Origin of the sequence: Mycobacterium sp. E2479, assembly GCF_001667925.1 — a bacterium.
GTDB lineage: Bacteria > Actinomycetota > Actinomycetes > Mycobacteriales > Mycobacteriaceae > Mycobacterium.
This window is the reverse complement of sequence record NZ_LZJR01000096.1, coordinates 93,963-119,643: the sequence shown is the minus strand read 5'-3', so window position 1 is coordinate 119,643 and position 25,681 is coordinate 93,963. Positions and strand designations below refer to the sequence as shown.

Annotated in this window: 26 protein-coding genes; 14 read left to right on the top strand and 12 right to left on the bottom strand. The window is 67.9% G+C overall.

Annotation, left to right across the window (positions count from 1 at the left end; translation table 11 throughout):
- Window positions 1-168: 168 nt before the first annotated feature.
- The gene (ppgK, locus tag A5686_RS15480) at window positions 169-978 is read right to left on the bottom strand and encodes a polyphosphate--glucose phosphotransferase (RefSeq protein WP_067935764.1); all 810 of its coding nucleotides are present in this window, start codon (window positions 976-978) and stop codon (window positions 169-171) included.
- Window positions 979-1,080: 102 nt separating this feature from the next.
- Between ppgK and A5686_RS15475 the strand changes: the two genes are divergently transcribed.
- Complete coding sequence (locus A5686_RS15475) at window positions 1,081-1,950, top strand: inositol monophosphatase family protein (RefSeq protein WP_067935762.1); 870 nt, start codon at window positions 1,081-1,083, stop codon at window positions 1,948-1,950.
- A 9-nt stretch (window positions 1,951-1,959) separates the two neighbouring features.
- Here A5686_RS15475 and cei read toward each other — a convergent pair whose 3' ends face one another.
- On the bottom strand, window positions 1,960-2,610 hold the full coding sequence (gene cei, locus A5686_RS15470) for an envelope integrity protein Cei (protein ID WP_067935759.1): 651 nt from the start codon (window positions 2,608-2,610) through the stop codon (window positions 1,960-1,962).
- 193 nt (window positions 2,611-2,803) lie between these two features.
- On the opposite strand from cei, the gene A5686_RS15465 reads away from it, so the two are divergent.
- The gene (locus A5686_RS15465; protein ID WP_036468275.1) at window positions 2,804-3,106 is read left to right on the top strand and encodes a DUF4193 domain-containing protein; all 303 of its coding nucleotides are present in this window, start codon (window positions 2,804-2,806) and stop codon (window positions 3,104-3,106) included.
- 9 nt (window positions 3,107-3,115) lie between these two features.
- Here the strand turns inward: A5686_RS15465 and A5686_RS15460 are convergent, their stop codons facing one another.
- Window positions 3,116-3,601, bottom strand: a complete 486-nt coding sequence (locus tag A5686_RS15460; protein WP_067935756.1) for a DUF3093 domain-containing protein — start codon at window positions 3,599-3,601, stop codon at window positions 3,116-3,118.
- 25 nt (window positions 3,602-3,626) lie between these two features.
- On the opposite strand from A5686_RS15460, the gene dut reads away from it, so the two are divergent.
- Window positions 3,627-4,091 carry a dUTP diphosphatase gene (gene dut, locus A5686_RS15455; RefSeq protein ID WP_067935755.1) on the top strand — a complete coding sequence of 155 codons (465 nt, stop codon included), beginning with the start codon at window positions 3,627-3,629 and terminating at the stop codon, window positions 4,089-4,091.
- A complete protein-coding gene (locus tag A5686_RS15450) occupies window positions 4,088-4,864 on the top strand; it encodes a DUF3710 domain-containing protein (protein WP_082947647.1) in 777 nt (258 codons plus the stop codon). Before dut ends, A5686_RS15450 begins: the two co-directional genes overlap by 4 nt.
- A 4-nt stretch (window positions 4,865-4,868) precedes the next feature.
- Here the strand turns inward: A5686_RS15450 and A5686_RS15445 are convergent, their stop codons facing one another.
- Window positions 4,869-5,567 (bottom strand): hypothetical protein, encoded by a 699-nt coding sequence (locus tag A5686_RS15445; protein ID WP_067935749.1) that lies wholly within the window; start codon window positions 5,565-5,567, stop codon window positions 4,869-4,871.
- A 138-nt stretch (window positions 5,568-5,705) separates the two neighbouring features.
- On the opposite strand from A5686_RS15445, the gene A5686_RS15440 reads away from it, so the two are divergent.
- Both A5686_RS15440 and A5686_RS15435 read left to right on the top strand, forming a co-directional pair.
- Window positions 5,706-6,074, top strand: coding sequence for an OB-fold nucleic acid binding domain-containing protein (locus A5686_RS15440; protein WP_067935746.1), 369 nt, complete (start codon window positions 5,706-5,708; stop codon window positions 6,072-6,074).
- A gap of 53 nt (window positions 6,075-6,127) precedes the next feature.
- On the top strand, window positions 6,128-6,784 hold the full coding sequence (locus tag A5686_RS15435; RefSeq protein ID WP_067935743.1) for a DUF3159 domain-containing protein: 657 nt from the start codon (window positions 6,128-6,130) through the stop codon (window positions 6,782-6,784).
- Window positions 6,785-6,840: 56 nt separating this feature from the next.
- Here A5686_RS15435 and A5686_RS15430 read toward each other — a convergent pair whose 3' ends face one another.
- Both A5686_RS15430 and A5686_RS15425 read right to left on the bottom strand, forming a co-directional pair.
- Window positions 6,841-7,518: a TrkA family potassium uptake protein gene (locus tag A5686_RS15430; protein ID WP_067935741.1), complete on the bottom strand. Its 678-nt coding sequence runs from the start codon at window positions 7,516-7,518 to the stop codon at window positions 6,841-6,843.
- A gap of 34 nt (window positions 7,519-7,552) precedes the next feature.
- Window positions 7,553-8,218, bottom strand: a complete 666-nt coding sequence (locus tag A5686_RS15425) for a TrkA family potassium uptake protein (RefSeq protein ID WP_112710436.1) — start codon at window positions 8,216-8,218, stop codon at window positions 7,553-7,555.
- 127 nt (window positions 8,219-8,345) lie between these two features.
- Between A5686_RS15425 and A5686_RS15420 the strand changes: the two genes are divergently transcribed.
- The 4 genes from A5686_RS15420 (at window position 8,346) to dxs (ending at window position 15,218) form a co-directional block, all read left to right on the top strand.
- Window positions 8,346-10,340, top strand: a complete 1,995-nt coding sequence (locus A5686_RS15420) for an APC family permease (protein WP_067935735.1) — start codon at window positions 8,346-8,348, stop codon at window positions 10,338-10,340.
- A 41-nt stretch (window positions 10,341-10,381) separates the two neighbouring features.
- Window positions 10,382-11,560, top strand: coding sequence for a class I SAM-dependent RNA methyltransferase (locus A5686_RS15415; protein ID WP_067935734.1), 1,179 nt, complete (start codon window positions 10,382-10,384; stop codon window positions 11,558-11,560).
- A 221-nt stretch (window positions 11,561-11,781) separates the two neighbouring features.
- The gene (locus tag A5686_RS15410) at window positions 11,782-13,254 is read left to right on the top strand and encodes a cation:proton antiporter (protein WP_067936205.1); all 1,473 of its coding nucleotides are present in this window, start codon (window positions 11,782-11,784) and stop codon (window positions 13,252-13,254) included.
- A 38-nt stretch (window positions 13,255-13,292) separates the two neighbouring features.
- Complete coding sequence (gene dxs, locus A5686_RS15405) at window positions 13,293-15,218, top strand: 1-deoxy-D-xylulose-5-phosphate synthase (RefSeq protein ID WP_067935731.1); 1,926 nt, start codon at window positions 13,293-13,295, stop codon at window positions 15,216-15,218.
- A 65-nt stretch (window positions 15,219-15,283) separates the two neighbouring features.
- Here dxs and A5686_RS15400 read toward each other — a convergent pair whose 3' ends face one another.
- From A5686_RS15400 to A5686_RS15390, 3 genes are all read right to left on the bottom strand, one after another.
- Complete coding sequence (locus A5686_RS15400) at window positions 15,284-16,618, bottom strand: ribonuclease D (protein WP_067935728.1); 1,335 nt, start codon at window positions 16,616-16,618, stop codon at window positions 15,284-15,286.
- A gap of 1 nt (window position 16,619) precedes the next feature.
- Window positions 16,620-17,255, bottom strand: a complete 636-nt coding sequence (locus A5686_RS15395; RefSeq protein WP_156750088.1) for a DUF3000 domain-containing protein — start codon at window positions 17,253-17,255, stop codon at window positions 16,620-16,622.
- Between the two features lie 119 nt (window positions 17,256-17,374).
- Window positions 17,375-18,184 (bottom strand): enoyl-CoA hydratase/isomerase family protein, encoded by an 810-nt coding sequence (locus tag A5686_RS15390; RefSeq protein ID WP_067935726.1) that lies wholly within the window; start codon window positions 18,182-18,184, stop codon window positions 17,375-17,377.
- 87 nt (window positions 18,185-18,271) lie between these two features.
- On the opposite strand from A5686_RS15390, the gene hemE reads away from it, so the two are divergent.
- Genes hemE through A5686_RS15370 form a run of 4 tightly spaced genes read left to right on the top strand, consistent with a single transcriptional unit; the run spans window position 18,272 to window position 22,144 of the window.
- Window positions 18,272-19,321 (top strand): uroporphyrinogen decarboxylase, encoded by a 1,050-nt coding sequence (gene hemE / locus A5686_RS15385; protein WP_067936203.1) that lies wholly within the window; start codon window positions 18,272-18,274, stop codon window positions 19,319-19,321.
- Window positions 19,318-20,694 (top strand): protoporphyrinogen oxidase, encoded by a 1,377-nt coding sequence (locus tag A5686_RS15380; RefSeq protein ID WP_067935723.1) that lies wholly within the window; start codon window positions 19,318-19,320, stop codon window positions 20,692-20,694. The genes hemE and A5686_RS15380 overlap by 4 nt, the downstream gene beginning before the upstream one ends.
- A 5-nt stretch (window positions 20,695-20,699) precedes the next feature.
- Window positions 20,700-21,395 (top strand): hydrogen peroxide-dependent heme synthase, encoded by a 696-nt coding sequence (gene hemQ, locus A5686_RS15375; RefSeq protein WP_067935721.1) that lies wholly within the window; start codon window positions 20,700-20,702, stop codon window positions 21,393-21,395.
- Window positions 21,392-22,144 (top strand): class I SAM-dependent methyltransferase, encoded by a 753-nt coding sequence (locus A5686_RS15370; RefSeq protein ID WP_067935718.1) that lies wholly within the window; start codon window positions 21,392-21,394, stop codon window positions 22,142-22,144. The genes hemQ and A5686_RS15370 overlap by 4 nt, the downstream gene beginning before the upstream one ends.
- Before the next feature lie 144 nt (window positions 22,145-22,288).
- Here A5686_RS15370 and msrB read toward each other — a convergent pair whose 3' ends face one another.
- The 3 genes from msrB to A5686_RS15355 are packed head-to-tail and all read right to left on the bottom strand — an operon-like array spanning window position 22,289 to window position 25,670.
- Complete coding sequence (gene msrB, locus A5686_RS15365; protein WP_156750102.1) at window positions 22,289-22,699, bottom strand: peptide-methionine (R)-S-oxide reductase MsrB; 411 nt, start codon at window positions 22,697-22,699, stop codon at window positions 22,289-22,291.
- A 24-nt stretch (window positions 22,700-22,723) separates the two neighbouring features.
- On the bottom strand, window positions 22,724-24,076 hold the full coding sequence (gene aftC, locus A5686_RS15360; RefSeq protein WP_067935714.1) for an arabinofuranan 3-O-arabinosyltransferase: 1,353 nt from the start codon (window positions 24,074-24,076) through the stop codon (window positions 22,724-22,726).
- A gap of 28 nt (window positions 24,077-24,104) precedes the next feature.
- The gene (locus A5686_RS15355; protein WP_067935711.1) at window positions 24,105-25,670 is read right to left on the bottom strand and encodes an alpha/beta hydrolase; all 1,566 of its coding nucleotides are present in this window, start codon (window positions 25,668-25,670) and stop codon (window positions 24,105-24,107) included.
- Window positions 25,671-25,681: the final 11 nt, after the last annotated feature.

The window sequence follows — 25,681 nt, the reverse complement described above, 5'->3', positions numbered from 1 at the left end:
CTTCGTTTGGGCTCACCTTCGGTGGGTATTGGGCATGGTTAACCGAAAGTGTCTGCTATGTCGATGTCGGCGTTGGTATCAGCGTGAGTAGTCGCACGCTGTCGGTTGGGCGTTCGCCGAGCACCATTGTAACGACAGTGCGCGGTACTACGGCTCTGCCGGGCGAAATCAGTGGGTCACGTCCGAGGTCGCGGCCATCGCCGCGCCGACGATCCCAGCGGTGTTGAGCAGGGCCGCGGCCACGACCGGGGTGCGGTTGGTCAGCAGCGGCAACCATTTGTCGGCCTTACGGCTGATTCCGCCGCCCGCGATGAACAGATCGGGCCAGACCGCGTTCTCGATGCTCACCAGCACCTTGGTCACCTGCTTGGCCCACCTTTCGTAGGACCAGCCGTTCTTCTCCTTCACCGAGGACGCCGCCCGCTGTTCGGCCTCCTTGCCGCCGACCTCGAGATGGCCGAACTCGGTGTTGGGGATCAGCGTCCCGTTGTGAATCACCGCGGAACCGATCCCGGTGCCGAAGGTCAGCAGCACCACCAGGCCCGACTGGTTTTTGCCCGCACCGTAATGCTCCTCAGCCAGCCCGGCCGCGTCGGCGTCGTTGAGGACGATGACGTCTTGACCATTCAGCTCAGCGCTGATGACGTCGCGCGCGTTGGTGCCGATCCACGCCTTATCCACATTGGCCGCCGTCTGCACGACACCGTGCGTGACGACTCCGGGATAGGTCACTCCGAGCGGGCCGGTCCACCCGAAAGTGTTGACCACCTCAGCGATGGTTTTGGCCACCGCCGACGGCGTCGCGGGCTGCGGGGTGAGCAGCTTGACCCGCTCGCCGATCAACCGTCCGGTGTCCATGTCGACGATGCCGCCCTTGATGCCGCTGCCGCCGACGTCGATGCCGAACCCGCGACGCTGTGGCCTGCCATCGCCGGCAGCGGTACCGGGCGTATCCGTGATCGAGTCGGTGCTGGTCATCGAATCTCCTCGGCGTGACTGGGCTGTCCGCTCACCTTAGCGCCGCGGCGGTGCGGCCCGTGGGCGTCTGCGCGAGCGTGGCGGCTGTGATCCGATAGACCGGTGACCCCTTCGAATGACGAGCTCGTGCGGCTGCGTTCCGTCGCTGAAACCTTGGCCGCGGAGGCCGCCGCGTTCGTGAGGCGTCGGCGGGCAGAGGTTTTCGGCGCCGACGCGGCCAGTGATGACAGTGGCGCGGTGCGATCGAAGAGCACCCCGACCGATCCGGTGACCGTCGTCGACACGGAAACCGAACGGCTCTTGCGCGACCGGCTGGCCGAATTACGGCCTGGGGACCCGATTCTCGGCGAGGAGGGCGGCGGGCCTGCCGATCCGGCGGGCACACCGGCCGGATCGGTCACCTGGGTGCTCGATCCCATCGACGGCACTGTGAATTTCGTTTACGGCATCCCCGCCTACGCCGTGTCGGTCGGCGCACAGATCAACGGTGAGTCGGTCGCCGGGGCGGTCGCCGACGTCGTCGGAAACCGGGTGTACTCGGCGGCGGTGGGGCTGGGTGCGCACGTCACCGATGACGAGGGGACGCAGTCGCTACAGAGCGCCGCCGTCGACGATTTGTCGATGGCGTTGGTGGGCACCGGTTTCGGCTATTCCCGGCAGCGCCGCGCGGCGCAGGCGGCACTGTTGGCGCGCATGCTGCCGGTGGTCCGCGATGTTCGTCGGATCGGCTCGGCGGCACTGGATCTGTGCATGGTCGCCTCGGGCCGCCTGGATGCCTTCTACGAACACGGTCTGCAGGTGTGGGATCGCGCCGCGGGTGCGCTGATCGCGGCGGAGGCGGGAGCCCGGGTGGTTCTGCCCGCGCCCGGCGTGGCCGGGGCCGGCCTTGCGCTGGCCGCCGCGCCCGGAATCGCCGACGAACTGCTGGCCGTTCTGGAGCGCTTCAACGGCACAGATCCGATTCTGGATTGACCGTCGGCGTCAGCAGCTGCTGGCGTGAATCTTGGCCAGCAGCGTGGGATCTGAGGGTTCGGTGGCGCCCGGACGCAGGGTGGCGAGCACGGCGTCGATGTCGTCGTTGTGGGCCAACGCGCTGAAGTCGGTGCCCAGGGAGAGGTCGACCGAGTCGTCGGCGCGGTTGTCGTTGAACAGCTCTGTGCACGGCGCGACCAGCCACACGGCGGCCGCGGTGGCCTGTCCGGCCGTGCCGAAACGGATTTGGCCCTGACAAGTGAGTCTGGTGCCCGCGTAGAGGGGGTCATTGGCGGCGGTGGGTTGCGCGAAGCCGAGGTCTTTCATGGCGCCCGCGACGTCGGGGGCCTGGCCGCCCCGGCCGCTGGCGTTGAGGACGCGAACTTTGGTGTCCGCCAGCTTGGCTGGCGTGACGTCCATCATGGCGCTGCGTGACACCTGCTCACCGAGCTGGGCCGGTGCCGAGCCGGCCGACTCCGGCGGCGGATTGCACACCGCGGCCTCGTGCACCCTTGCGGGGCGCGTCAGCGCGATCGTCCAGATCACCGCGGTGGCCACTGCGAGAACGACCACCGCGACGATCGCGGGCCGGGGGTTGCGGCGCCGAAAAGGCCGACCGTGCTTGTCAAACGCTGTACCCTCGGTGATTTGCGTGACCACAGGTGCACTCTAACCGCACGCTAAACCCACTGTTCAGAGACGAGCGCAAGGGTAAGAATAGGAATGTGAGGTAAATCACACCTTAATGCACCGCGATACGGGCACGAATCATTTGGTGGATGCGTTCGACGCTGGTACAAAGCGATGCTTGGATATCGCGGGGATGCAGAGGCTATAGGGCAGGGGAAGAGATATGCCTACCGACTATGACGCTCCACGGCGCACCGAGACCGACGACGTTTCGGAGGACTCGCTGGAGGAGCTCAAAGCGCGACGGAACGAGGCGGCTTCGGCCGTTGTCGATGTCGACGAATCTGAATCCGCTGAGAACTTTGAGCTGCCGGGTGCCGACCTGTCCGGTGAGGAACTGTCGGTGCGAGTGATTCCGAAGCAGGCCGACGAGTTCACCTGCTCGAGCTGTTTCCTGGTGCAACACCGCAGTCGGCTGGCCAGCGAGAAGAACGGCGTGATGATCTGTACCGACTGCGCGGCCTGACGGCCGCACTCACCGTGTCAGTGCCGACAGCACTCGTTCGGGGTGACGGCAGCTCACCAGCCAGTACGGCGTCGGATCGTCCGGATCGTCGAGGACCGCAAGGATCATCGGTCCCACCCATGCCCTGTGGAGGACGTAGGCCGCCGGGTCCAGCTGACGGCCCAACGCGGCGGACTTGGCCGAGGGCGCGATTTCCGCGGACCGGGAGATCGCGGTGATCGGCAGATGCGCCGGCCCGGCCCACAGCTGTGTTTCGCCCGGCGCCGCGGGGTCTTCGGTGACGCGGATCTCGATGCGGCCCAGCCACAGCAGCGCCGCGGCCGCGACCGCGAACAGCGTCGCGTACGGCCACCAGGTCGAGTGGCGGGTGACGCCCATGTTGAATTCGAAAGCGATGATGCCCGCCAGCGCGAAGGCCGGGGGCCACCACCACCACGGAACCCACAATCGTTCGCGATACCGCACGTTGTGCGGCGCGACGCGCGTATCGGACACGCAGTCAAGGGTAGTCTGTGGCCCCGTGTCGACCAGTTTGGCCATCGTCCGTCTTGATCCGGAGCTTCCGCTGCCCAGCCGCGCCCATGAGGGCGACGCCGGGATCGATCTCTACAGCGCAGAAGACGTGAAACTGGAGCCCGGGCGCCGCGCCCTGGTGCGAACGGGGATCGCGGTGGCCATTCCGTTCGGGATGGTCGGCTTGGTGCATCCACGGTCGGGACTGGCTGCGCGAGTTGGACTTTCGATCGTCAACAGTCCCGGTACCGTCGATGCAGGCTATCGCGGCGAGATCAAGGTTGCGCTGATCAACTTGGACCCGACTGAGCCGATCGTGGTGCACCGCGGCGACCGGATCGCCCAGTTGTTGGTGCAGCGAGTCGAATTAGTGGAGCTGGTCGAAGTCTCGTCGTTCGACGACGCCGGGCTGGCCGAAACATCCCGTGGCGACGGCGGTCACGGTTCCTCCGGCGGACATGCGAGTTTGTGATGGCATTCGGTAAACGCACACCCAAAGACGACGACACCCCCGGTGCCGACACATCAGCGGCGGACGAGGTCGCGACCCGCGACGCCGACGAGTCGGCGCCCGAAGAGCTCGAGGGCCCCTTCGATATCGAGGACTTCGACGACCCCGCGGTCGCCGAGTTGGCCCGGCTTGACCTGGGCTCGGTGCTCATTCCCATGCCGGAGGCCGGCCAACTGCAGGTCGAGCTGACCGAAACCGGTGTGCCCAGCGCGGTCTGGGTCGTCACGCCGAACGGCCGTTTCACCATCGCCGCCTACGCCGCGCCGAAAACGGGTGGCCTGTGGCGTGAAGTGGCCGGCGAGCTCGCCGAATCGCTGCGCAACGACTCCGCCCAAGTGAGCATCAAGGACGGGCCGTGGGGTCGCGAAGTGGTGGGCACCGCCGCGGGCGTGGTGCGCTTCATCGGGGTCGATGGCTACCGATGGATGATCCGCTGCGTCATCAACGGCTCGCAGGAGACGATGGAAGCCCTGGAGCAGGAGGCGCGAGCGGCCTTGGCGGACACCGTGGTTCGGCGCGGTGACACGCCGTTGCCGGTGCGCACACCGCTGACCGTCCAGCTACCCGAGCCGATGGCGCAGCAGCTGCGCGAAGCTGCCGCTGCCCAACAGGCCGCACAGCAGGACGACGCCCAACGGGCCGAAGGGCAACAGGCGCCGCCCAGCGAGCCGGCCGCGCGCCGCAGCGCCGACGGGTCGGCGATGCAACAACTGCGCACCACGACCGGCGGCTGACCGGCTACAGGTCGGCCAGCGCGCTCAGGCAGGCTGCGCCCAGGGCGGCGGGATCCGTCCCGATCTGATCCAGCGTCACCGTTTGCAGCGCCGCCCGCGGCGCTGCCGCGACCCAGTCGAGGCCGGCCTGCAACGGGTGGATCGGATCGTCGACCGCGGAGGCCACGCCCAGCGGCACCGCCAGTCCGGCCAGCTCGTCGCAGCTCGGCGCGACGTAGGCGGCCGCCTCTTCCATCGCATCCGGCAGATGTGGCCACTGCGCGCCCCAAGACCGGGTCAGCTCGTCGGCCAGCCACGGCGGGCTGGACGCCCGCATCTGGGTCGTGGTCGTCGCCAGCCCGTCGGTGCGTAACTGCGCCGCCGAATACCGCGCCGCAAGTGCCGCGGGCGCCGCCCCGGGCGCGCCCGTCCAGGCCGGCAGCGCGGCCAGCACCGCGACTGCCCGGTCGGGATGGGTCAGCGCCCAGGCAGCCGCCACCGCGGCGCCGATCGAAACCCCGCCCACGGCGATCGGCTTCGCACGCGCAGCGTCATCCAGCGCCGCCCGGTAGCCCTCGATCAACCGCTCGGGCCGCGGCCGCGGGGTCACCAGCACCGCGCCGATCTCGGACAGGGGGCGGGAAAATGCCCGGTGAACGTAGTCGTCGTCGGAGCCGGTCCCGGGCAACAACACCGTCGTAACACCGCGTAGATCGACCACCACCTCTAGATAGTGCCCCGCCGTTCACCGGCCCTCCAACACGACGTTTGAGTCAGTTGGCGCCGGGGAACCAACAGGTCTACGGTGTCCGTTGGCATAGATGGAAGCGTCGGGGCTTATCAGCATTTGTCAGGAGTGGCCATGGGGGCCCAAGGGTATCTACGCCGGCTCGGCCGTCGGTTGACGGAGGATCCGGAACAACTCGACTCGGAGGAGCTATCCGACGAGGTCGCAAGCACCGGCGCGCAACGCGCGGTTGACTGCGAGCGTGGCCAAGAAGTCACGATGGTGGGAACGCTTCGTAGCGTCGAGTGCAACGGCAGGGCCTGCGCCGGCGGGGTGCGCGCCGAATTGTTCGACGGCAGCGACACCGTCACGCTCGTGTGGCTGGGACAACGCCGCATACCGGGCATCGACTCTGGCCGTACCCTGCGAGTGCGCGGGCGCCTCGGCAAGCTGGAGAACGGAACCAAAGCGATCTACAACCCGCACTACGAAATTCAACGGTGACCGACCCTAAGCATCTGGGGTCAACCCCGCGCGAGTCGGGTTCGTCGGAACAAATGACCACCAACCGCATGAACCCGGAACGTCTGCTGGCTCAGGCAGGCGGGGTCAGTGGAGTCATTTATTCGTCGCTGCCGGTGGTGGTGTTCGTCGTCGTTTCGAGCGTGTCGGGATTGGTTCCCGCGATCGTGGCCGCGCTGGGGGTGGCGGCGCTGATCTTGGTGTGGCGGCTCATGCGCCGCGACTCGCCTCAGCCGGCGTTCTCCGGCTTCTTCGGCGTCGCGCTATGCGCGCTGATCGCCTATGTGCTGGGGGAGTCCAAAGGCTACTTCCTGCTCGGCATCTGGATGTCGTTGGTGTGGGCGGTGGTCGTCGCGGCGTCGGTCGTGATCCGCCGGCCGATGGTCGGCTACGCGTGGAGTTGGACCACCGGGCGGGGTGACGGTTGGCGCGAGGTGCCCCGGGCCGTCTATGCGTTCGACATCGCCTCGGTGGGCTGGGTGCTGGTGTTCGCAGCCCGGTTCGTCGTTCAGGGTTTGCTCTACGACGCCGATCGGACCGGCTGGCTAGCGGTGGCACGGATCGCGATGGGCTGGCCGCTGACCGTGCTGGCCGCGTTGGCGACCTACGCGGCGATCAAGTCGGCGCGACGGGCCATCGCCGCTGCGGGCGTCCCCGCGGTCGAGATCGAACCCGGTGCCGTTACCGACTGACCAATCCTGATGGTGGCGACCCGCTGCGCCCGGCTCCGCCGCGCCGGCGATCGCCGCTACTCCCCGGACGGACTGTGGCTGCCCAGTAGCAGCTTCTGCAGGTCCTCTTCCGCCTCGGCGATGGCGACGAACAGCAGCTCGTCGCCGCCCTCCAGCGGCTCGTCGTCCTCGGGAACGATCACCCGGGGCCCGCGCAGGATCGTCACCAGCGAGGTGTCCCGCGGCAGCTGCAGCTTGCGCACGGGCTTGCCGCCCCACGGGGTGTCGTCGGGCAGGGTGATCTCGACCAGGTTGGCCTGACCCTTGCGGAATTCCATCAGCCGCACCAGATCACCGACGGCGACGGCCTCTTCGATCAGGGAGGCCAGCATGCGCGGCGTCGACACCGCCACGTCAACCCCCCAGGCGTCGGTGAACAGCCATTCGTTGCGGGGATCGTTGACCCGGGCCACCACCCGCGGCACGGCGAACTCGGTTTTGGCCAACAAGCTAAGGACCACGTTGGCCTTGTCGTCACCCGTCGCGGCGACTACCACGTCGAACTCCTGCATGCGCACCGACTCGAGCAAGCTCAGTTCGCAGGCATCGCCCAGCCTCCAGTGCGCGGCCGGGATGGCGTCGACGTCGACATGATCGGGATTACGTTCGATCAGCGTCACATCGTGGCCGTTGCCGATGAGTTCGCGGGTGACCGAGCGGCCGACGGCGCCGGCGCCGGCAACAGCTACCTTCATGTACGCCGCTCCTCGAGCCGCTCGTTCGAATTCGTCACAAGTCTTCGCTGGGCGGCAGCGCGGCGATGGCCACCGCCTCGGCGGCGCGGCCGGAGATCGCGGCGACGTACACCTGGTCGCCGGCTTGGATAACCGACTTGGGCTCTGGCAACACGCCGGCCCCGAAACGGATCAGGAACGCGACCCGGGCGCCGGTGGCCTGTTCGAGATCGGTGACGCGATGCCCGATCCAGTCCTCGTGCAAGACGACCTCGGACACGGCGACCGTGCCGGTGGGATCGCGCCACTTGGCCGTCTCGGACTCACGCAGCAGCGCGTTGAGCAGCCGGTCGGTGGTCCAGGGCACGGTCGCGATGGTGGGAATGCCCAACCGCTCGTAGACCTCGGCGCGCTTGGCGTCGTAGATGCGCGCCACGACCCGCTTGACGCCGAACGTCTCGCGGGCCAGCCGCGCGGAGATGATGTTGGAGTTGTCGCCCGATGACACCGCGGCGAACGCGTCCGCTTCCTCGATGCGTGCCCTCAGCAGTACATCTCGGTCGAATCCCTGCCCCAGCACCCGCTCGCCGGCGTATTCGGGGCTGAGCCGGTTGAAGGCGGTGCTGTCACGGTCGATGACCGCGACGTCGTGACCGATGCGCGAGAGCCCGTCGGCGACCGAAGAACCGACCCGCCCGCAGCCCATCACCACTACTCGCAACTTGAGGTCCTCTCGACCGCGTCCTGCGCCCTTCTCCGGTAACCCAACGTCGGCCAGCCGTTTCGGTCGGCAAACATTCTCCTACGAACGCTACCGCCAAACCCGTCTGGGCTTACTCTTGGCTCTCGTGTCCAAACTTTCAACCGCCACCCGTCGGTTGCTTATCGGTCGGCCGTTTCGCAGCGACCGGCTGAGTCACACGCTGCTGCCCAAGCGGATCGCCTTGCCGGTGTTCGCCTCCGACGCGCTGTCCTCGGTTGCGTATGCGCCCGAGGAGGTCTTCCTGATGCTCTCGGTGGCCGGGGTGACCGCGTACGCGCTGACGCCGTGGATCGGGCTCGCGGTGGCCGGAGTGATGCTGGTAGTGGTGGCCAGCTACCGGCAAAACGTCCATGCCTACCCGTCCGGCGGCGGCGACTATGAGGTGGTGACCACCAATCTGGGCGACACGGCCGGCCTCGTGGTCGCCAGCGCGCTGATGGTGGATTACGTTCTGACCGTTGCGGTCTCGACGGCCTCCGCGATGGCCAACATCGGCTCGGCGATTCCGATCGTGGCCCAGCACAAGGTCTTTTTTTGCGTGGTGTCCATCCTGCTGGTGATGGCGCTAAACCTGCGCGGCGTGCGCGAGTCCGGGTTGGCGTTCGCTATCCCGACGTATGCGTTCATCGTCGGAGTCCTGGTCATGATCGGCTGGGGGCTGTTCCGGATCTTCGTGCTGGGCAATCCGCTGCGGGCCGAGTCGGCGGGTTTCGAAATGCATGCCGAGCACGGCCAGGTCGTCGGCTTCGCGTTGGCGTTCCTGGTGGCGCGGTCGTTCTCGTCGGGCTGCGCGGCGCTGACCGGTGTCGAGGCGATCAGCAATGGCGTGCCGGCGTTTCAGAAACCCAAGTCGCGCAACGCCGCGACGACGCTGCTGATGCTGGGCGGCATCGCGGTGACCCTGCTGATGGGCATCATCGTGCTGGCCGAGAAGATCGGGGTCAAACTCGTCGAGGATCCCGCGAGGCAATTGGGTGGCGCGCCCAAGGGTTACTACCAGAAGACCCTGGTCACCCAGTTGGCCCAAACGGTGTTCGGCAGCTTTCACATCGGGTTCCTGCTGATCGCCACCGTGACCGCCCTAATTCTGGTGCTGGCGGCCAACACCGCGTTCAACGGCTTTCCCGTGCTTGGCTCGATCCTGGCGCAGCACAGCTACCTGCCCCGCCAATTGCACACCCGCGGAGACCGATTGGCGTTCTCCAACGGAATCCTGTTCCTGTCCGGGGCAGCGCTGCTGGCGATCATCGCGTTCCGCGGTGAGGTGACCGCGTTGATTCAGCTGTACATCGTCGGCGTGTTCATTTCTTTCACGTTGAGTCAGATCGGCATGGTGCGGCACTGGACCCGGTTGCTGCGCACGGAAAGCGATCCGCGGGTGCGGCGCAAGATGATGCGCTCGCGGGTGGTCAACACGGTCGGATTGCTATCGACGGGCACGGTGTTGCTGGTGGTTCTGGTGACCAAGTTCGTGGCCGGAGCGTGGATCGCCCTGTTCGCGATGAGCCTGCTGTTCGGACTCATGAAAATGATTCACCGGCACTACAACACGGTGAACCGGGAATTGGCGGAGCAGGCGGCCGCCCAGGAGAATGTGGTACTGCCCAGCCGTAACCACGCCGTGGTGCTGGTGTCGAAGCTGCACCTGCCGACGCTGCGTGCGCTCGCCTACGCGAGGGCCACCCGGCCCGATGTGCTGGAGGCCGTGACAGTCAGCGTCGACGACGCGGAAACGCGCGATCTGGTGCGCAAATGGGAAGACAGCGATATCAGCGTCCCGCTCAAGGTCATCGCGTCGCCGTATCGCGAAGTGACCCGTCCCGTACTGGAATACGTCAAACGGGCCAGGGAGGAGTCGCCGCGCACCGTGGTGACGGTGTTCATTCCGGAGTACGTGGTCGGCCATTGGTGGGAGCAGGTGTTGCACAACCAGAGCGCCCTTCGGCTCAAGGGCCGCCTGCTGTTCATGCCGGGCGTCATGGTCACTTCGGTTCCGTGGCAGTTGAGTTCGTCGGAGCGGCGTAAAACCCTGCAGCCGCACATGGCGCCGGGTGACGCTCGTCGGGGAATCTTCGATTGACCCGCGAATCGGCACGCGCGCCGCGCGCGGCGCCACCCCCGATGGGGGAGCTGACCCTGACCACCGATGCCCCGGCCAACGGCGGCAGTTGCGTCGCGCACCACGAAGGGCGGGTGGTGTTCGTCCGCTACGCCTTGCCTCGCGAGCGGGTTCGTGTCCGCGTCACCGCGGATCGCGGATCTTATTGGCACGCAGAGGTTATCGAGGTTATCGACCCGGCGGCCGGTCGCATCACATCGCTGTGCCCCATCGCCGGGGTCGGCGGCGCCGGCTGTTGCGATCTGGCGTTCGCCGCCCCCGAGGTGGCCCGCACACTCAAGGCCGAAATCGTGGCCAATCAGCTCGAGCGCCTCGGCGGGCATCGCTGGAGCGGAGAGGCCGAACCGCTGGCGGATTCCGCGCCGACGGGGTGGCGCACCCGCGTTCGGCTCGGCGTGGGCCCCGACCGCCGCCCGGGGTTTCACAGATACCACAGCGAGGAATTGGTGAGCGATTTGCGGTGTGCCCAGCTGGCGGGCGGCATGCTCGACCGGATCGCCGAAATCGATTGGCCGCCGGGCGCCCAGCTGCACGTGGCCGTCGACGACGACGGCGTGCGCCACGTGGTGCGCACGCTGCGGCAGGGCAGGCAGACCGCGACCAAGGTCGTGGAGGGCCGCTACGAGGCGGTGCAGCGCGTGGCCGGGCGAAGTTGGCAGGTGCCGGTGACCGCCTTCTGGCAGGCGCACCGCGATGCGGCCAACGTGTACAGCGAGCTGGTCGCCGACTGGGCGCAGCCCGCCGCGGGGATGCGCGCGTGGGATCTGTACGGCGGCGCAGGCGTTTTCGCGGCGGTGCTCGGCGCTGCCGTCGGGCACTCCGGGCGCGTGCTCAGCGTGGACACCTCGCGCGCGTCGACCCGGGCCGCCCGGGCCACCTTGGCCGATCTGACCCAGGTGCACATCGTCACCGACTCGGTGCGCCGCGCGTTGACGGCGCAGCGAGGGCGCGCCGACGTGGCGGTGCTGGATCCGCCGCGGGCGGGCGCCGGTCGCGAGGTCATCGACCTGCTGGCCGCCGCCGACGTCCCGCGGGTGGTGCACATCGGTTGTGAGGCAGCATCTTTCGCACGCGACATCGGAATCTACCGCGGCCACGGTTACACCGTCGAGAAGATCAAGGTGTTCGACGCGTTCCCGCTGACCCATCACAGCGAATGCGTCGCGCTGCTGACGCGCTAGGGAGGTTCTGGCGGCCCAGCGGGCGCGTCACCGCAATGGGGAGCGAGTGACTCTCACGACCGGTTAGACTGCGTCGCGGTGTGCCGGGAAGTCTGGTCGGCGATGTCGTTATCGACCGATCGAAAGGCGCGCGTGCTTACCCTCACAGAACGGCCCGTGGCTGTCGAGTCATGTCGATTGCGCGCGCGGCACGTCCTCACCCGGTCTCGAGCGCTGACATCGTGACCGAAACTCTGCGCTACGCGCTGATCATCTTGTTCTCCAGTGCGGTCGGTTTGGTTGCGGTGCTGGCGAATCGACTAACCGAGCGGGTCAAGATCCCGGTGCCACTACTCGTGCTGGGCGGAGCCGCCCTCGTGGTGCACGCCGTGCCCGCGGTGCAGCCTCCGTCCGAGCGAATCGTGGAACGGGTGATCACCATCGCGCTGGTGTTGGTGTTGTTCGACGGCGGCATGCACATCGGTCCTTCGCGCTTCCGCGCGGCGGCCGTCCCGATCCTGTCGGTGGGCGTCGTGGGCACCGCCCTCACCGCGGCAGGGGCGGCGCTGGTGCTGCACTACGTATGCGGAATCAGCTGGTTTCCCGCGGTGCTCGTGGCCACAGCAGTGGCTCCGACCGATCCGGCCGTGGTTTTCTCTGTGCTGGGCAAACGCGAGATCCGCGGCCGCAGCGGCACCATCCTGGAAGGCGAGTCAGGTGCCAACGATCCGGTCGGCATCTCCTTGATGTCCAGCCTGATCGCCGCCGGTGGTCTCAGCGCAGCCGGATTCGCCAGCGTGGGAACACAATTCGCTCTGCAGATGGCGGTCGGCCTGGCCGTCGGGGCGCTCGGCGGCCGTGTCCTACTCGTCTTCATGCGCCGGGTCGCGTTGCCGAGCGAGGGCCTCTACTCGTTACGAACGCTGGCATTCTGTCTGATGTTGTACGGCATCACGACGCTCGCGCACGGCTCGGGATTTTTGGCCGTGTTCGTGGCCGGCATCGTGATCGGCGACGCCCGCGCGCCCTACAAACCCGAGATCAAGCAATTCCACGCCGCCCTGGCGGGCCTGGCGGAAATCGTCGCGTTTGCCGTTCTCGGTTTGACCGTCGACCTCGATGTCCTTGGCCACCCCGAGGTATGGATTCCCGGGGTTGCCCTCGGTGTGGCGCTGACAGCGGTCATTCGTCCGTTGGCGGTGGGCTCTTGTTTGGTTCCCGTCCGATTAGAGCGAAACGAACGCATCTTCGTTCTGTTCGCCGGGCTCAAGGGTGCCGTGCCGATCCTGCTGGGCGAGTTCCTCCGAGCCGCACACGTCGCCGACGCCGAACGGCTGTACGGCATCGTCGTCGTCGTCGTCATCTTCTCAGTGCTGGTGCAGGGCAGCTCGGTACCCGGCGTCGCCAGACTGCTGCAGCTGCCCATGCGCACCGTCCAGACCCGGCCCTGGCAGATAGGCGTGCGACTGGCCGACGAACCGCAGGGGGTCCACCGCTTCAGCGTCGCGGCCGGCTCCGTTGCCGAGCGCTCCACAGTCGAAGGTCTCGGCGACCGGGTCGGTGACATCTGGGTGAGCATCGTGGTCCGCACCACCGGCCTGGTGCCGGTGCGAGGCGACACCGAACTCGAGGCCGGGGACGAAGTCGTCATCCTGGCGGATCCCGACCTCCATGACACGCTGGCGGATCTGTTCGGCCCCGCGCGGGAGCGGTGAATCCTGTTGTTCTCGTAAGCGCTGCGTAGACTGACTGGATGCTGGAACAGATCCGCGGGCCCGCTGATCTGCAGCACCTTTCCCAACATGAACTTCGCGAGCTGGCTGCCGAGATTCGCGAGTTCCTGATTCACAAGGTTGCTGCCACCGGGGGGCATCTGGGGCCGAATCTGGGCGTGGTTGAGCTGACGCTCGCCCTGCACCGGGTGTTCGATTCACCCCACGATCCGATCATCTTCGACACCGGTCATCAGGCCTACGTCCACAAGATGCTGACGGGCCGTTGCCTCGAGTTCGAGAGCCTGCGCAAGAAGGGTGGACTGTCCGGGTATCCGTCGCGAGCCGAGAGCGAGCACGACTGGGTCGAGTCCAGCCACGCCAGTGCGTCGTTGTCCTACGCCGACGGTCTGGCCAAGGCCTTCGAACTGAGTGGGCACCGCAATCGCCACGTTGTCGCGGTGGTCGGCGACGGCGCGCTCACCGGCGGCATGTGCTGGGAGGCGCTGAACAATATCGCCGCCTCGGGCCGGCCGGTCATCATCGTGGTCAATGACAACGGCCGCAGCTATGCCCCGACGATCGGCGGTGTCGCCGACCATCTCGCCTCGCTGCGGCTGCAGCCGGCCTACGAGCAGGCCCTGGCGAAGGGCCGCGACGCGCTGCGCGCGCTGCCGCTGGTCGGCAAGATCGCCTACCGCGTCATGCACAGCGTCAAGGCCGGCATCAAGGACTCGTTGTCGCCGCAGCTGATGTTCACCGACCTGGGGCTGAAGTACGTTGGCCCGGTCGACGGGCACGACGAACGCGCGGTGGAGGCGGCGCTGCGACACGCCCGCGGCTTCGGTCGCCCGGTGATCGTGCACGTGGTGACTCGCAAGGGGATGGGCTTCGCCCCCGCCGAGGACGACGAAGCCGAGCAGATGCATTCGTGCGGCGTCATCGACCCGGTCACCGGACAGGCGACCAAGGTCGCCGGACCCGGCTGGACGGCGACGTTTTCCGACGCCCTCATCGGCTACGCCAGGAAGCGCCGCGACATCGTGGCGATCACCGCGGCCATGCCCGGCCCGACCGGGCTGACGCCGTTCGGGCAGCAGTTCCCCGACCGCTTGTTCGACGTAGGCATCGCCGAACAACACGCGATGACGTCGGCGGCCGGCCTCGCCATGGGCGGCATGCATCCCGTGGTGGCGATCTATTCGACATTCCTGAACCGGGCCTTCGACCAGATCATGATGGACGTGGCGTTGCACAAGCTCCCGGTCACCATGGTGCTCGACCGGGCCGGCATCACCGGTTCGGACGGCGCCAGCCACAACGGCATGTGGGACATGTCGATGCTGGGCATCGTGCCCGGCATGCGGGTGGCCGCACCCCGGGATGCCTCCCGATTGCGCGAAGAACTCGGCGAGGCGCTCGAGGTCGACGATGGCCCCACGGCACTGCGCTTCCCCAAAGGTGATGTGGGTGAGGATATTCCGGCGATCGAGCGCCGCGGATCGGGCATCTCCGGTGTCGACGTGCTCGCGGTCCCGGCCAGCGGGTGCAACCACGACGTGCTCCTGATCGGCGTTGGCGCGTTCGCGCCGATGGCACTGGCCGTAGCCGGGCGACTACAGGACCAGGGGATCGGCGTCACCGTGATCGACCCGCGTTGGGTCCTGCCGGTTTCAGAGCGCGTTCTGGAACTGGCGGCCGAGCACAAGCTCGTCGTCACCTGCGAGGACAACGGGGTCAACGGCGGGGTGGGCTCGGCGGTGTCCGCGGCCCTGCGCGGCGCCGAGATCGACGTCCCGTGCCGCGACGTCGGACTGCCGCAGGAGTTCTACGAGCACGCCTCCCGCGGTGAGCTGCTGTCGGATCTGGCGCTGACAGACCAAGACGTGGCCCGCCGCATCACCGGCTGGGTCGCGGCGCTGGGCAGCGGTGTCACCGAAGCGGAGATCCGCGAGCACCTGGACTAAGTCGCGAGCGCGACGGGTCCGGGGGAGCGGCTGGCCCCCATTCGAAATCGACGCTGCCGCGGCCCTTACTCGAACTTTTCCGCGCTGGCGTCGATTTCGACGTCACCGTCCTGGGCGGGCGCGGGCGGCGCCTGCAGGGCCCGGGCCAGGGCGGGATCCACCAACTCCCGCTGCCAGGGCCGGGCCTGACCGGCACGCAGGAACGTCTCGACCGCGTCCAATGGGTCGGGCGTGGCCGTCCAGTCCCAGCAGAGCCGTCGCACCAGGTCCGGCGAGACCAGATTCTCGGTGGGAACGTGGACCCGCTCGGAGACCTGGGACAACGCCGAGCGGGCGGCCTCCAGCCGGGCGGCGGCCTCCGGTTTGCGCCTGCTCCACCGCGCCGGCGGCGGCGGACCGTTCGGCGGCTCGCTTTCCGGGGGTGGGTTCTTGGTCCGCCGGGCCTCATCCAGCGCCGCCAGCCACGTCGCGGCGCTGCGCCGCTGGTTGCGCCCACCGAACACGGGCAGCGCGACGAGCTCCTCGACGGTCGTCGGGTTGGCCAGCGCGGCATCGATGATGGCCGAGTCGGGCAGGATGCGGCGCGGCGCGATGTCGCGGCGCTGCGCGATGCGGTCGCGCGTCAACCACAATTCGCGGACCGCGGCCAGGCGACGCTGATCGCGCACCCGATGGATGCCCGACGTTCGCCGCCACCGGTCCCGTCGCACGGCGCCTTGGTCCGTCAAACCGACGTCGCGCAGGTAATCGAATTCCTGTGCGGCCCAATCGGTTTTGCCCTGCGCGGCCAGGACGTCGGCGATCGCCGTACGCAGCTCGATGAGCAGTTCCACATCCAGGGCGGCGTAGTTGAGCCATTCGGCGGGCAGGGGCCGCTTGGACCAGTCCGCCGCGCCGTGGCCCTTGGCCAGCCCGAAGCCCAGCAGCCGCTCGACCATGGTCGCCAGGTTCACCCGTTCGAACCCGGCCAGTCGTCCGGCCAGTTCGGTGTCATACAGCGCCGGCGGCCGCATGCCCACCTCGGCCAGACACGGCAGGTCCTGATCGGCGGAGTGCAGGATCCATTCGTCGTTGCTCAGCACCTCGGCCACCGGCCGGAGGGCCTCGAGCGGGTCGCCGCCGTGGCTCACCGGATCGATCAGCACGGTGCCGGAGCCGGCCCGCCGGATCTGGATCAGGTAGGCCCGGTTGGAGTAGCGGAAACCCGATGCACGTTCGGCGTCCACCGCGAAGGGCCCGTGCCCGCGATCCAGCCGCTGCGCGGCGGCCTCGATTTCGTGGACGCTCACCGAGATGGGCGGGACGCCTTCGGAAGGATGCGGCAGCGGGGTGGGTTCGGCGTCGGTGTCTGTGTCGCCGGGCGCGCTGCTACCCGGCCCGTCGGCCGACGGTTCACCCATGCTAGGCGCGTGACCGTGAGCTCAGGTCGGTGACTCCGGCTGGCGGTAGGCCCGCGGCATGCTCCAATACCTCACAGAACGCCTCGACATGCGCACCGACCGCCGGCGACGTCGCGGTCCAGGACGCGCGCAGCTCCAGCTGGTGGGCGCGCGGCGGCCCGGAGATGTCTCCGTAGCGCACCGATGTGGTGGCGGTGACGGTGCCGCCCAGGGCGACTACTTGTTCCATGCGTGACTCCAGTGCCTCGACTAGCCAGCTCCACGCTACTTCGGGCAGCAGCGGGTCGACCGCCTCGCTGGGGTCAAGGTCGGCCTGGATGTAGGCGACCATGCGGATGGTGCCGTCCCACGCGTCGGCCCCTTCGGGGTCGTACAGCAGGATCAACCGTCCGAAGGCGTCGCCTTCGGACCGCTCGGGGATGATGTCGCGATCGGGATGTTTGACCTCGGCGCCCAGCGCGTAACTGTGGGGGGCCAAGCGTTGCGGCGGCCTGATGGGTCCCAACTCGATCTCCGGCCGCACGACGACGGCGTTCATCGCCGCTACCGCCTCGCGGAATGGGGCCGGTTCGGATGAGGTCACTTCGCGCCGCTCCTGTTCATCCCGACCGCTTCGCGTCGTCACGGCACGGGTCACAGGGATCGACGGTAGACCTACTGCCCGACACGCCGCGACAGGCGCGCCGCGTTCAAACCCGCCGCGACCAAGCCGTTACCAGGCCTCCACCAAAGCTATATGTGCAGCTCAGGACGCAGTCAGCGGGCGAAACGAGCCTGGCGTTTCTCGCGGTGCGCGGCCAGGCCTTCCTGCACGTCGGGTCCGCTGAAACTGAGGAATTCCAGGCCCACCGAGGTCTCGAAGGTGGGGCCCATCATGCGATACCACTGGTTGAGGCTGCGCTTGGTCCACTGGATCGCGTTCTGCGCTCCCTGCGCCAGGTTCTCGGCGATGCCGGTGGCGGTGGACAGCACGTCGTCATCGTCGACGCAGACCGACACCAGCCCGATCCGGTCGGCCTCCTCGCCCAGCAGCGTCTCGCAGGTCAGCAGGTAGTACTTCGCCTTGGCCATGCCGACCAGCAGCGGCCAGCAGATCGCGGCGTGGTCACCGGCGGCGACGCCGAGCTTGGTGTGCCCGTCAATGAGCTTTGCGGTCCGGCCCGCCACCGAGATGTCGGCGAGCAGGGCCACCACCAGACCCGCGCCCACCGCGGGCCCGCGGATCGCCGAGACGACGGGTGTGTCGCAGTTGATCATGTTGTGCACCAGGTCGCGGGCTTCGCGCATGATGCGGATGCGGCCTTCATAGTCGTTGATGGTTTCGTCGATCAGGTCGAAACTGCCGCCGGAGGAAAAGGCCTTGCCTTCACCACGCACCAGGACGGCGCGCACGGCGGGATCTCGGTCGATCACCGGCCAGATGTCGGCGAGGTCGCGGTGCATCTGCGGCCCCACCGAATTCAGCCCGGGCGAGTCGAGGACGAGGGTCAGCACGCCGTTCTCCCCGAGCTCGCAGCGCAGGCTGGGAAACTCGTCGTAACTCGCAGGGGGCTGACTCACTGGCATTTCCGAGCTCCTGACGTCAAACGGTTGCGGTCGTCGATAGTACGCAGCGGCGTCGGGTGTTCTTCGGTCATGGCAGCATTGGGGCTGATGAGTACTCGCCGCGACCTTCCAGAGTCGCCGTATCTGGCGGCCGTGACCGGCCGCAAACCCAACCGGGTGCCGGTGTGGTTCATGCGGCAGGCGGGACGTTCGCTGCCCGAATACCGGACGCTGCGGGCCCAGACCGACATGCTGTCGGCATGCTTGGACGCCGAGTTGGTCTGTGAGATCACCCTGCAACCGGTGCGCCGCCACGACGTCGACGCGGCGATCTTGTTCTCCGACATCGTGGTGCCGCTGCTCGGTGCTGGTATCGACCTGGACATCGTCGCCGGGGTCGGCCCGGTCATCGAGTCGCCGGTGCGCACCGCGGCCGATGTGGCCGCAATCAAACCCCTTGAGCGGCAACGCGTTGTGCCGGTTTCCGACGCGGTGTCGCTGCTGGTGTCCGCGCTCGGCGACGTTCCGCTGATCGGCTTCGCCGGTGCCCCGTTCACCTTGGCGTCCTATCTGATCGAGGGCGGTCCCAGTCGACACCACGCGCGCACCAAAGCGATGATGCTTGCGGAACCGGACACCTGGCATGCGCTGATGGAGAAGCTGACCGCCATCACCGTCGGGTTCTTGCGGGTGCAGCTGGAGGCCGGGGTGGACGCCATTCAGGTGTTCGACTCGTGGGCGGGGGCGCTGTCGCTGGCGAATTACCGCACCTACGTGCAGCCGCACAGCGCCCGGGTGTTCGCCGCGCTGGCTGATTACGGCGTGCCGATGACCCACTTCGGGGTCGGCACGGCCGAACTGCTGGGCGCCATGTCATCGGTCGGTGCGAATGTGGTCGGCGTGGATTGGCGAACTTCCCTGCCCGACGCGGCCATCCGTGTGGCCCCGGGCACGGCGTTGCAGGGCAACCTCGATCCGGTGGCGGTGTTGGCGGGCTGGCCGGTCGTGGAACGCGCGGCGCGCGCTGTCGTCGAGGACGGCCGCCGCGCTGTCGACGCCGGCGCGGCCGGTCACGTTTTCAACCTCGGCCACGGCGTGCTGCCCGAAACGGATCCCGGCGTGCTGACCAACCTGGTGTCGCTGGTCCACTCCCTATGAGTCCTCCCTCGTATTGCGTTGTGGGGGGCGGTATTTCGGGCCTTACGGCGGCGTATCGGCTCCGCATGGCCAGCGGCGGCGATGCGTCGATCACGCTGTTCGATCCGGGCGACAAGCTCGGCGGGGTACTGCGCACCGAGCTGGTCGGCGGGCTGCCGATGGATTTGGGCGCCGAGGCTTTCGTGCTGCGTCGCCCCGAGCTGCCGGCGTTGCTGGCTGAACTTGATCTGACTGAGCGCCAGCGTGTTTCGACCGGTGCACGCCCGTTGATCTACAGCCGGCAAGAGTTGCGCCCACTGCCCGCCGGCACTGTCGTCGGCATCCCGTCGTCGGCGGCGTCGGTGGCGGGACTGGTCGACGAGGCGACGGTCGCCCGCATCGAGGCCGAACCCACGCGTCCGCTGGTGTGGGAGGCGGGCAGCGACCCTGCGGTCGCCGACCTGGTGGGTGAGCGATTCGGCGACCAGGTGGTGTCCCGGTCGGTGGATCCGCTGCTGAGCGGGGTCTATGCCGGTTCGGCGGCCACCATCGGCCTGCGCGCGGCCGCCCCGACCGTGGCGGCGGCGCTGGACCGCGGCGCCACCAGCCTGACGGACGCCGTGGCACAGGCGCTGCCGCCGGCCACCGGTGCGCCGGTGTTCGGGTCGCTCGAGGGCGGCTATCGGGTGCTGATCGATGAGCTGGTCGCGCGCGGTCGGCCGCGGTGGGTTCGCGCCGCGGTGTCGCGGCTCGAGCGTGCCGGCGCCGGCTGGGCGGTGATCGACGGCAACGGCACTCGCTGGTCCGCCGACGCGGTGATCGTGGCCGTGCCGGCGGGGGAGTGTAGCCGCCTGCTGGCGGAGATCGCCCCGCGCAGCGTCTCGGCCGCCGGGCGCATCGGCAGCGCATCGTCGGTGGTAATGGCGCTGGCCGTGCCGGGCGAGACCGCGTTCCCGGAGTGCTCGGGCGTGTTGGTGGCCACCGGTGAGCCATTGCGGGCCAAGGCCATCACGTTGTCGTCACGCAAGTGGGGTATTGGCGGTGACGCGCAACTGCTGCGGCTGTCGTTCGGGCGGTTCGGCGACCGCGTGGCGGCCGACACGTCCGATGCCGAGCTGCTGACCTGGGCGTTGGGTGACCTGGCCACCGTGTTCGGGTTGACCATCGCGCCCATCGACGTCCGCACCCGGCGCTGGATCGACGCGATGCCGCAGTACGGGCCCGGCCATGCCGGTCTGGTCGCCGAGGTGCGCGCGGGGCTGCCCCCGACGCTCGCGGTGGCCGGCAGCTACCTCGACGGCATCGGCGTGCCGGCGTGCGTCGGTGCCGCCGGGCGCGCGGTCGAACGTGTGATCAGGGCTATCGGAGACTTGGACGTGCAGGTGGCACGATAGGTTCCATGGCCAAGCTGGACTACGACTCGCTGAACTCCACGATCCGCTACCTGATGTTCTCGGTGTTCTCCGTTGAGCCGGGTGAGCTCGGTGACCAGCGGGACGACGTCATCGATGAAACGTCGACGTTCTTCAAGCAGCAGGAGGAGCGCGGCGTCGTGGTGCGCGGCCTGTACGACGTCGCGGGACTGCGGGCCGACGCCGATTTCATGATCTGGACCCACGCCGAACGGGTTGAGGCGCTGCAGGCCACCTACGCCGATTTCCGGCGCACCACCGCGCTGGGGCGGGCCACTTCGCCGGTGTGGAGCAGCGTGGCGTTGCATCGGCCGGCCGAGTTCAACAAGAGCCACATCCCGGCGTTCCTGGCCGGCGAGGAACCCGGCGCCTACATCTGCGTATATCCGTTTGTGCGGTCCTACGAGTGGTACCTGCTGCCCGACGAGGAACGGCGCCGCATGCTCGCCGAGCACGGCATGGCCGCGCGCGAATACAAGGACGTCCGCGCGAACACCGTCCCGGCGTTCGCGCTCGGCGACTATGAATGGCTGCTGGCCTTCGAGGCTCCCGAATTGCACCGCATCGTCGACCTGATGCGCGAACTGCGCGCCACCGACGCTCGCCGGCACACCCGCGAAGAGACGCCGTTCTTCACCGGCCCCCGGGTTCCGGTCGAGCAGCTGGTGAATGCCCTGCCGTGACAACCCCCTTCGACCCGAACGATCCCACCCGCTTCGAGGAGATGTACCGCGACCAGCGGACGTCGCACGGCCTGCCGGCCGCCACGCCGTGGGACATCGGCGGCCCGCAGCCGGTGGTGCAGCAGCTGGTCGCGGTGGGCGCCATCAGTGGTGAGGTGCTCGACCCGGGCACCGGTCCGGGGCATCACGCCATCCATTACGCGTCCAAGGGGTATTCGGCGACCGGCATCGACGGCTCGGCGGGAGCCATCGAGCGGGCCAAGGAGAACGCCCGAAAGGCCGGGGTTTCGGTCAACTTCGAGCTCGCCGACGCGACGAAGCTGGACGGGTTCGACGGCCGGTTCGACACGGTGGTCGATTGCGCCTTCTACCACACCTTCAGCACCGAGCCCGAGCTGCGCAGGTCCTATGTACAGGCGCTGCACCGCGCCACCAAGCCGGGGGCGCGGCTGTACATGTTCGAGTTCGGTGCACACAACGTCAACGGCTTCAAGATGCTGCGGTCGTTGTCCGAGAACGACTTTCGCGATGTGCTTCCCGACGGTGGCTGGGAGATCACGTACCTGGGCACGACGACCTACCGGGTCAACGTCAGCGTCGAGTCCATCGAGGCGATGGCCAAGCGAAATCCAGACATGGCCGATCAGGCCGAGAAACTGCTGGAGCGTTTCCGAGTGATCGAGCCGTGGCTCGAGGGCGAGCGGGCGCATGCCCCGTTCTGGGAAGTGCACGCCACCCGGGTGGACTGAGCGAGCGCCACGCCGCTCGCCCGGCCGAGGCATAAACCACGCATGTGCATCTGGGCGTGTCGTGTGCGTGGTTTATGTGTCGCGACCGCCCGGGACGGACCGCAAACGCCCGAGACGTGTCGCGAGCGCGGGACGGACGGCGGGCTACCCTCCCGTCGGCACCAGCCGAAGCGAGATGGAGTTGATGCAGTAGCGCTGATCCGTCGGCGTCGGGTAACCCTCACCGGCGAATACGTGGCCGAGGTGACTATGGCAGTTCGCGCACAGCACCTCGGTGCGCGTGGTGCCCATGGAATGGTCGGGCCGCAGGATCACCGCGTCGGATTCGGCCGGGTCGAAGAACGACGGCCAGCCGCAATGCGACTCGAATTTCTCAGTGCTGCGGAATAATTCGGCGCCACAGGCACGACACTCGTACACGCCTTCGGTTTTGGTGTCGGTGTATTCACCGGTGAAGGGCCGCTCGGTGCCGGCTTGGCGCAGCACGTGGAATTCTTCCGGGCTGAGTTTCTTGCGCCACTCGTCGTCGCTCAGTCGCACCTTGGGCCGCGACACGTCGGGGGAGGTCATGCACCCACGCTAGCTCGAATGGCGGTGACCCGCCGCTTCCGGTTCCCCAACGCCTGCGGTCACCGCGTCGCGCTCGCGCTGGGCCGTCAGCCACGCGGGATCGATGCCGTCTTCCAGCCGGTTCTCGGCCTTGGCGTCCAGGTAACGGAAGACCAGCACGGTGAAGGCAACAATTAACAGCAGCGACCAGCCGTAGGTGATCTTGAGGTAATGCAGCGCTCGGCCGTAGCGCATGTATTTGTAGATCAGCCAGTCGTCCAGCGCCATGAAGCCGTAGATCCCGAGCCAGGCCGGCCAGTTGCGGATCAGCGAGTTGCGCAGCACCACCGTCATCAAGAACGGGAACAGCATCATCGAGTAGTAGCCCTGGGCCAGTGACGACACCAGGAAGGACCACAGCAGCAGTACACCCGACGAGCTGGCGAACCAGAACAGCGGGTCGCGGGTGCGGTAGTAGCGGTACAGCAGCCACATCGCACCGATCATCAGCAGGGTGAACAGGATTCGCATGAAGACGATCAGCCAGGTCGGCAGGCCGAAGTAGACGCCGTTGCCCTCGATGGAGCTGTTGAAGTAGTCCCGGGTGCCCAGGAAGTAGGGCACCGTTTTCGTGACGAAGTCCATGGGATCGCTCACCAAAGGCCACGCGGCCACGTTGACGACGACGGGCACCGCGATGGCCGGCACCAGCGTCCGCCACTGGCGATTCAGCAGCGGCAACAACAGCAGCGGGCCCAGCACCGGTTTGAGCGTGAGCGTCAGGCCGACCACCAAGCCGGCCCACCACTGGCGCCCGGCCCTTCCGTCCAGCAGCCACCGAAAGAACAGCACCTCCGCCAGCAGCACACAGCCGTTGATGTTCGTGAAAACCAGCGTGCTGGTCACACTCTCCGTACAGAACATGGCCAGCAGCAGCGCGGGCGCGGCGACCGAAGTCAGCGCGAATTTGAACATCCGCAGCAGCAGATACCAGGCGATCAGGATGGCCACGGTGTTGATCAGGATGAACAGGTAGCGCGACGGCGTGAAGGGCAGGTATCCGAACGGCGCCATCAACAGTGTGCCGCCCGGCGGGTACAGGTAGTGCGGGTCGACATAGTCGAAGTGTTCGTTGTAGATGTCCCAGCCGTGCCGGAAGTTGAGCACCGCGCGGTACACGGGTTTGAAGTCGTCGGTGATGTTGCCGTTGAGGGTGAGGATGATGCTGCGGTGCAACACCGACATGATGGCCACCGGCCACAACGCCGACCGCAGCACCGTCGACGTGTTCAGCGGGCCGGTGCGGGGTCTAAAGGCGGCCAGGGTCCAATCACGCAAGCCGGTTCGGGTCGATTCAGCTGCCGTCACCAGCGCACCGTACACCGGCAGCCACGCAAGCCGGAAAGCAGCGTCAGGCCGGGCAATAGGTGTCGGTGTTGGGCAATTTGCCGCTGTTGAGGTAGCCGATCAGCGGCGGGACGGCGCAGCCCGAGAAGATGCTGGCGCCGTGGCCGATGCCCTGCCACATGACCCGCTTGCTCGCCGCGTTGGCGTTGATGATGCTGGCCGCGGTCGCCGCGACGCCGTCGGTACCGACGATCGGGTCGTTTTGCACACCGAGCAGCAGCACGTCGACCTTGAGTGTCTTCGGTGTGGGCGGTGGCGAGCCGGTGGGCCAGTGCACGCACTTGACCAGGTTGAGCGCTGCGACGGTGCCGAAGTCGGGGTAGAGCTTGGCCCAGGCGACGACGAGTTCGCGAACCCGGTCCGGCGTGGGGCGATTGACCGCGTCGCTGCATACGTTGACGAACTGGCCGTCGGAGTCCTGGAGGGCGTTGGCGTGGTTGATCAGGTTGTTCAGCGCGTTGGCATCGCCGGAACGGGCGTCCGCGAGCGCGTTGGCCAGGTTGGTGGTGGCGTTGACGCGGCCGCCGGCGGGATAACCGAGCGCGACGGTGATCGCGTTGGCCACCTGTGCGACCGACACGCCGCCGGGGCCCTTACCCGCCCGGGCGTCGGCCAGCAGAGCGCTGACGGCACCCTTCGGGTCCGCACCCAGCGCACAATTCACGGCGATGCACTGCGCGGCGAAGGCGTCGAGGGCGGCCTGCTGTCCCTTGACCCGTTGCTCGGCGGCGGCCTCGGCGTTGGTGCCCAACGCGACCGGTGAATCGAGGATCAAGCGCGCCACCTTGTCCGGCCGCGATCCGGCGTAGGCCAGCGCCACCTGCGCGCCGTTGCCGATGCCGATCAGCGCGAGGGCGGGCACGTCCCACAGGGTGCGCAACCGCTCGATGTCAGAGGCGGCGTGCGCGTCGTCGTAGGACGACGCGTTCGGGCCGATCCCGACGGCGTCACCACAGTTGGTGGTCGCGGTGTTGGAGACGTCGGAGAGGTTGGCCACCGGGTCGTCGCCGGTCTGGAATTGCGACTGGTCGCGCATCTGCTGACGGTCGAATTTGTCGCGGCAGTCGATCGGGCTCGACATCCCGATGCCCCGGCGGTCGACGGACACGATGGGGTGGGTGGCGAGCACGTCGGCGCCCGCCCGCGACAGCCAGATCGGCAATTGCGTCGACGACGGCAGATCGGAGCCGGTGGTGAAGATCAGCGGGCCGGCGTCCTGGGGTGTCTGGTTCGAGCGGGCACGTACCACACCGATGCTGAGGCTGCCACCGCCCCCGTTGACCGGATCCAGGTCGGCGTCGTAGCTCGCGCAGTCCAGCCGGACACCGGCGGCGGCGGGAACCGAGGCGTCGGCGAACACCCGTGAGGTGCAGTCGCGCCACGCCAGGTCGTTTTTGGGTGCGGCGATCGCGGGTGGGCCGCTGGGCGGCGGCTTCGACGTCGCCGCCCCCTGCGGTCGCGCACCGGAATTGGTGGCGAACCTCGGGTCGGCGGCCAGGCCCGGGACGCAGCCGGCCAGCAACGCTGTCACCGTGACCAGGATCGTGGCACACGTGTACGGCCGGCTCATGCCGACCACAG

Coding starts and splice junctions, on each gene's coding strand:
- ppgK (WP_067935764.1), bottom strand. CDS start 978: ATGACCAGCACCGACTCGATCACGGATACGCCCGGTACCGCTGCCGGC.
- A5686_RS15465 (WP_036468275.1), top strand. CDS start 2,804: ATGCCTACCGACTATGACGCTCCACGGCGCACCGAGACCGACGACGTT.
- A5686_RS15440 (WP_067935746.1), top strand. CDS start 5,706: ATGGGGGCCCAAGGGTATCTACGCCGGCTCGGCCGTCGGTTGACGGAG.
- A5686_RS15435 (WP_067935743.1), top strand. CDS start 6,128: ATGACCACCAACCGCATGAACCCGGAACGTCTGCTGGCTCAGGCAGGC.
- A5686_RS15430 (WP_067935741.1), bottom strand. CDS start 7,518: ATGAAGGTAGCTGTTGCCGGCGCCGGCGCCGTCGGCCGCTCGGTCACC.
- A5686_RS15415 (WP_067935734.1), top strand. CDS start 10,382: ATGGGGGAGCTGACCCTGACCACCGATGCCCCGGCCAACGGCGGCAGT.
- dxs (WP_067935731.1), top strand. CDS start 13,293: ATGCTGGAACAGATCCGCGGGCCCGCTGATCTGCAGCACCTTTCCCAA.
- A5686_RS15400 (WP_067935728.1), bottom strand. CDS start 16,618: ATGGGTGAACCGTCGGCCGACGGGCCGGGTAGCAGCGCGCCCGGCGAC.
- A5686_RS15390 (WP_067935726.1), bottom strand. CDS start 18,184: ATGCCAGTGAGTCAGCCCCCTGCGAGTTACGACGAGTTTCCCAGCCTG.
- hemE (WP_067936203.1), top strand. CDS start 18,272: ATGAGTACTCGCCGCGACCTTCCAGAGTCGCCGTATCTGGCGGCCGTG.
- A5686_RS15380 (WP_067935723.1), top strand. CDS start 19,318: ATGAGTCCTCCCTCGTATTGCGTTGTGGGGGGCGGTATTTCGGGCCTT.
- hemQ (WP_067935721.1), top strand. CDS start 20,700: ATGGCCAAGCTGGACTACGACTCGCTGAACTCCACGATCCGCTACCTG.
- A5686_RS15355 (WP_067935711.1), bottom strand. CDS start 25,670: ATGAGCCGGCCGTACACGTGTGCCACGATCCTGGTCACGGTGACAGCG.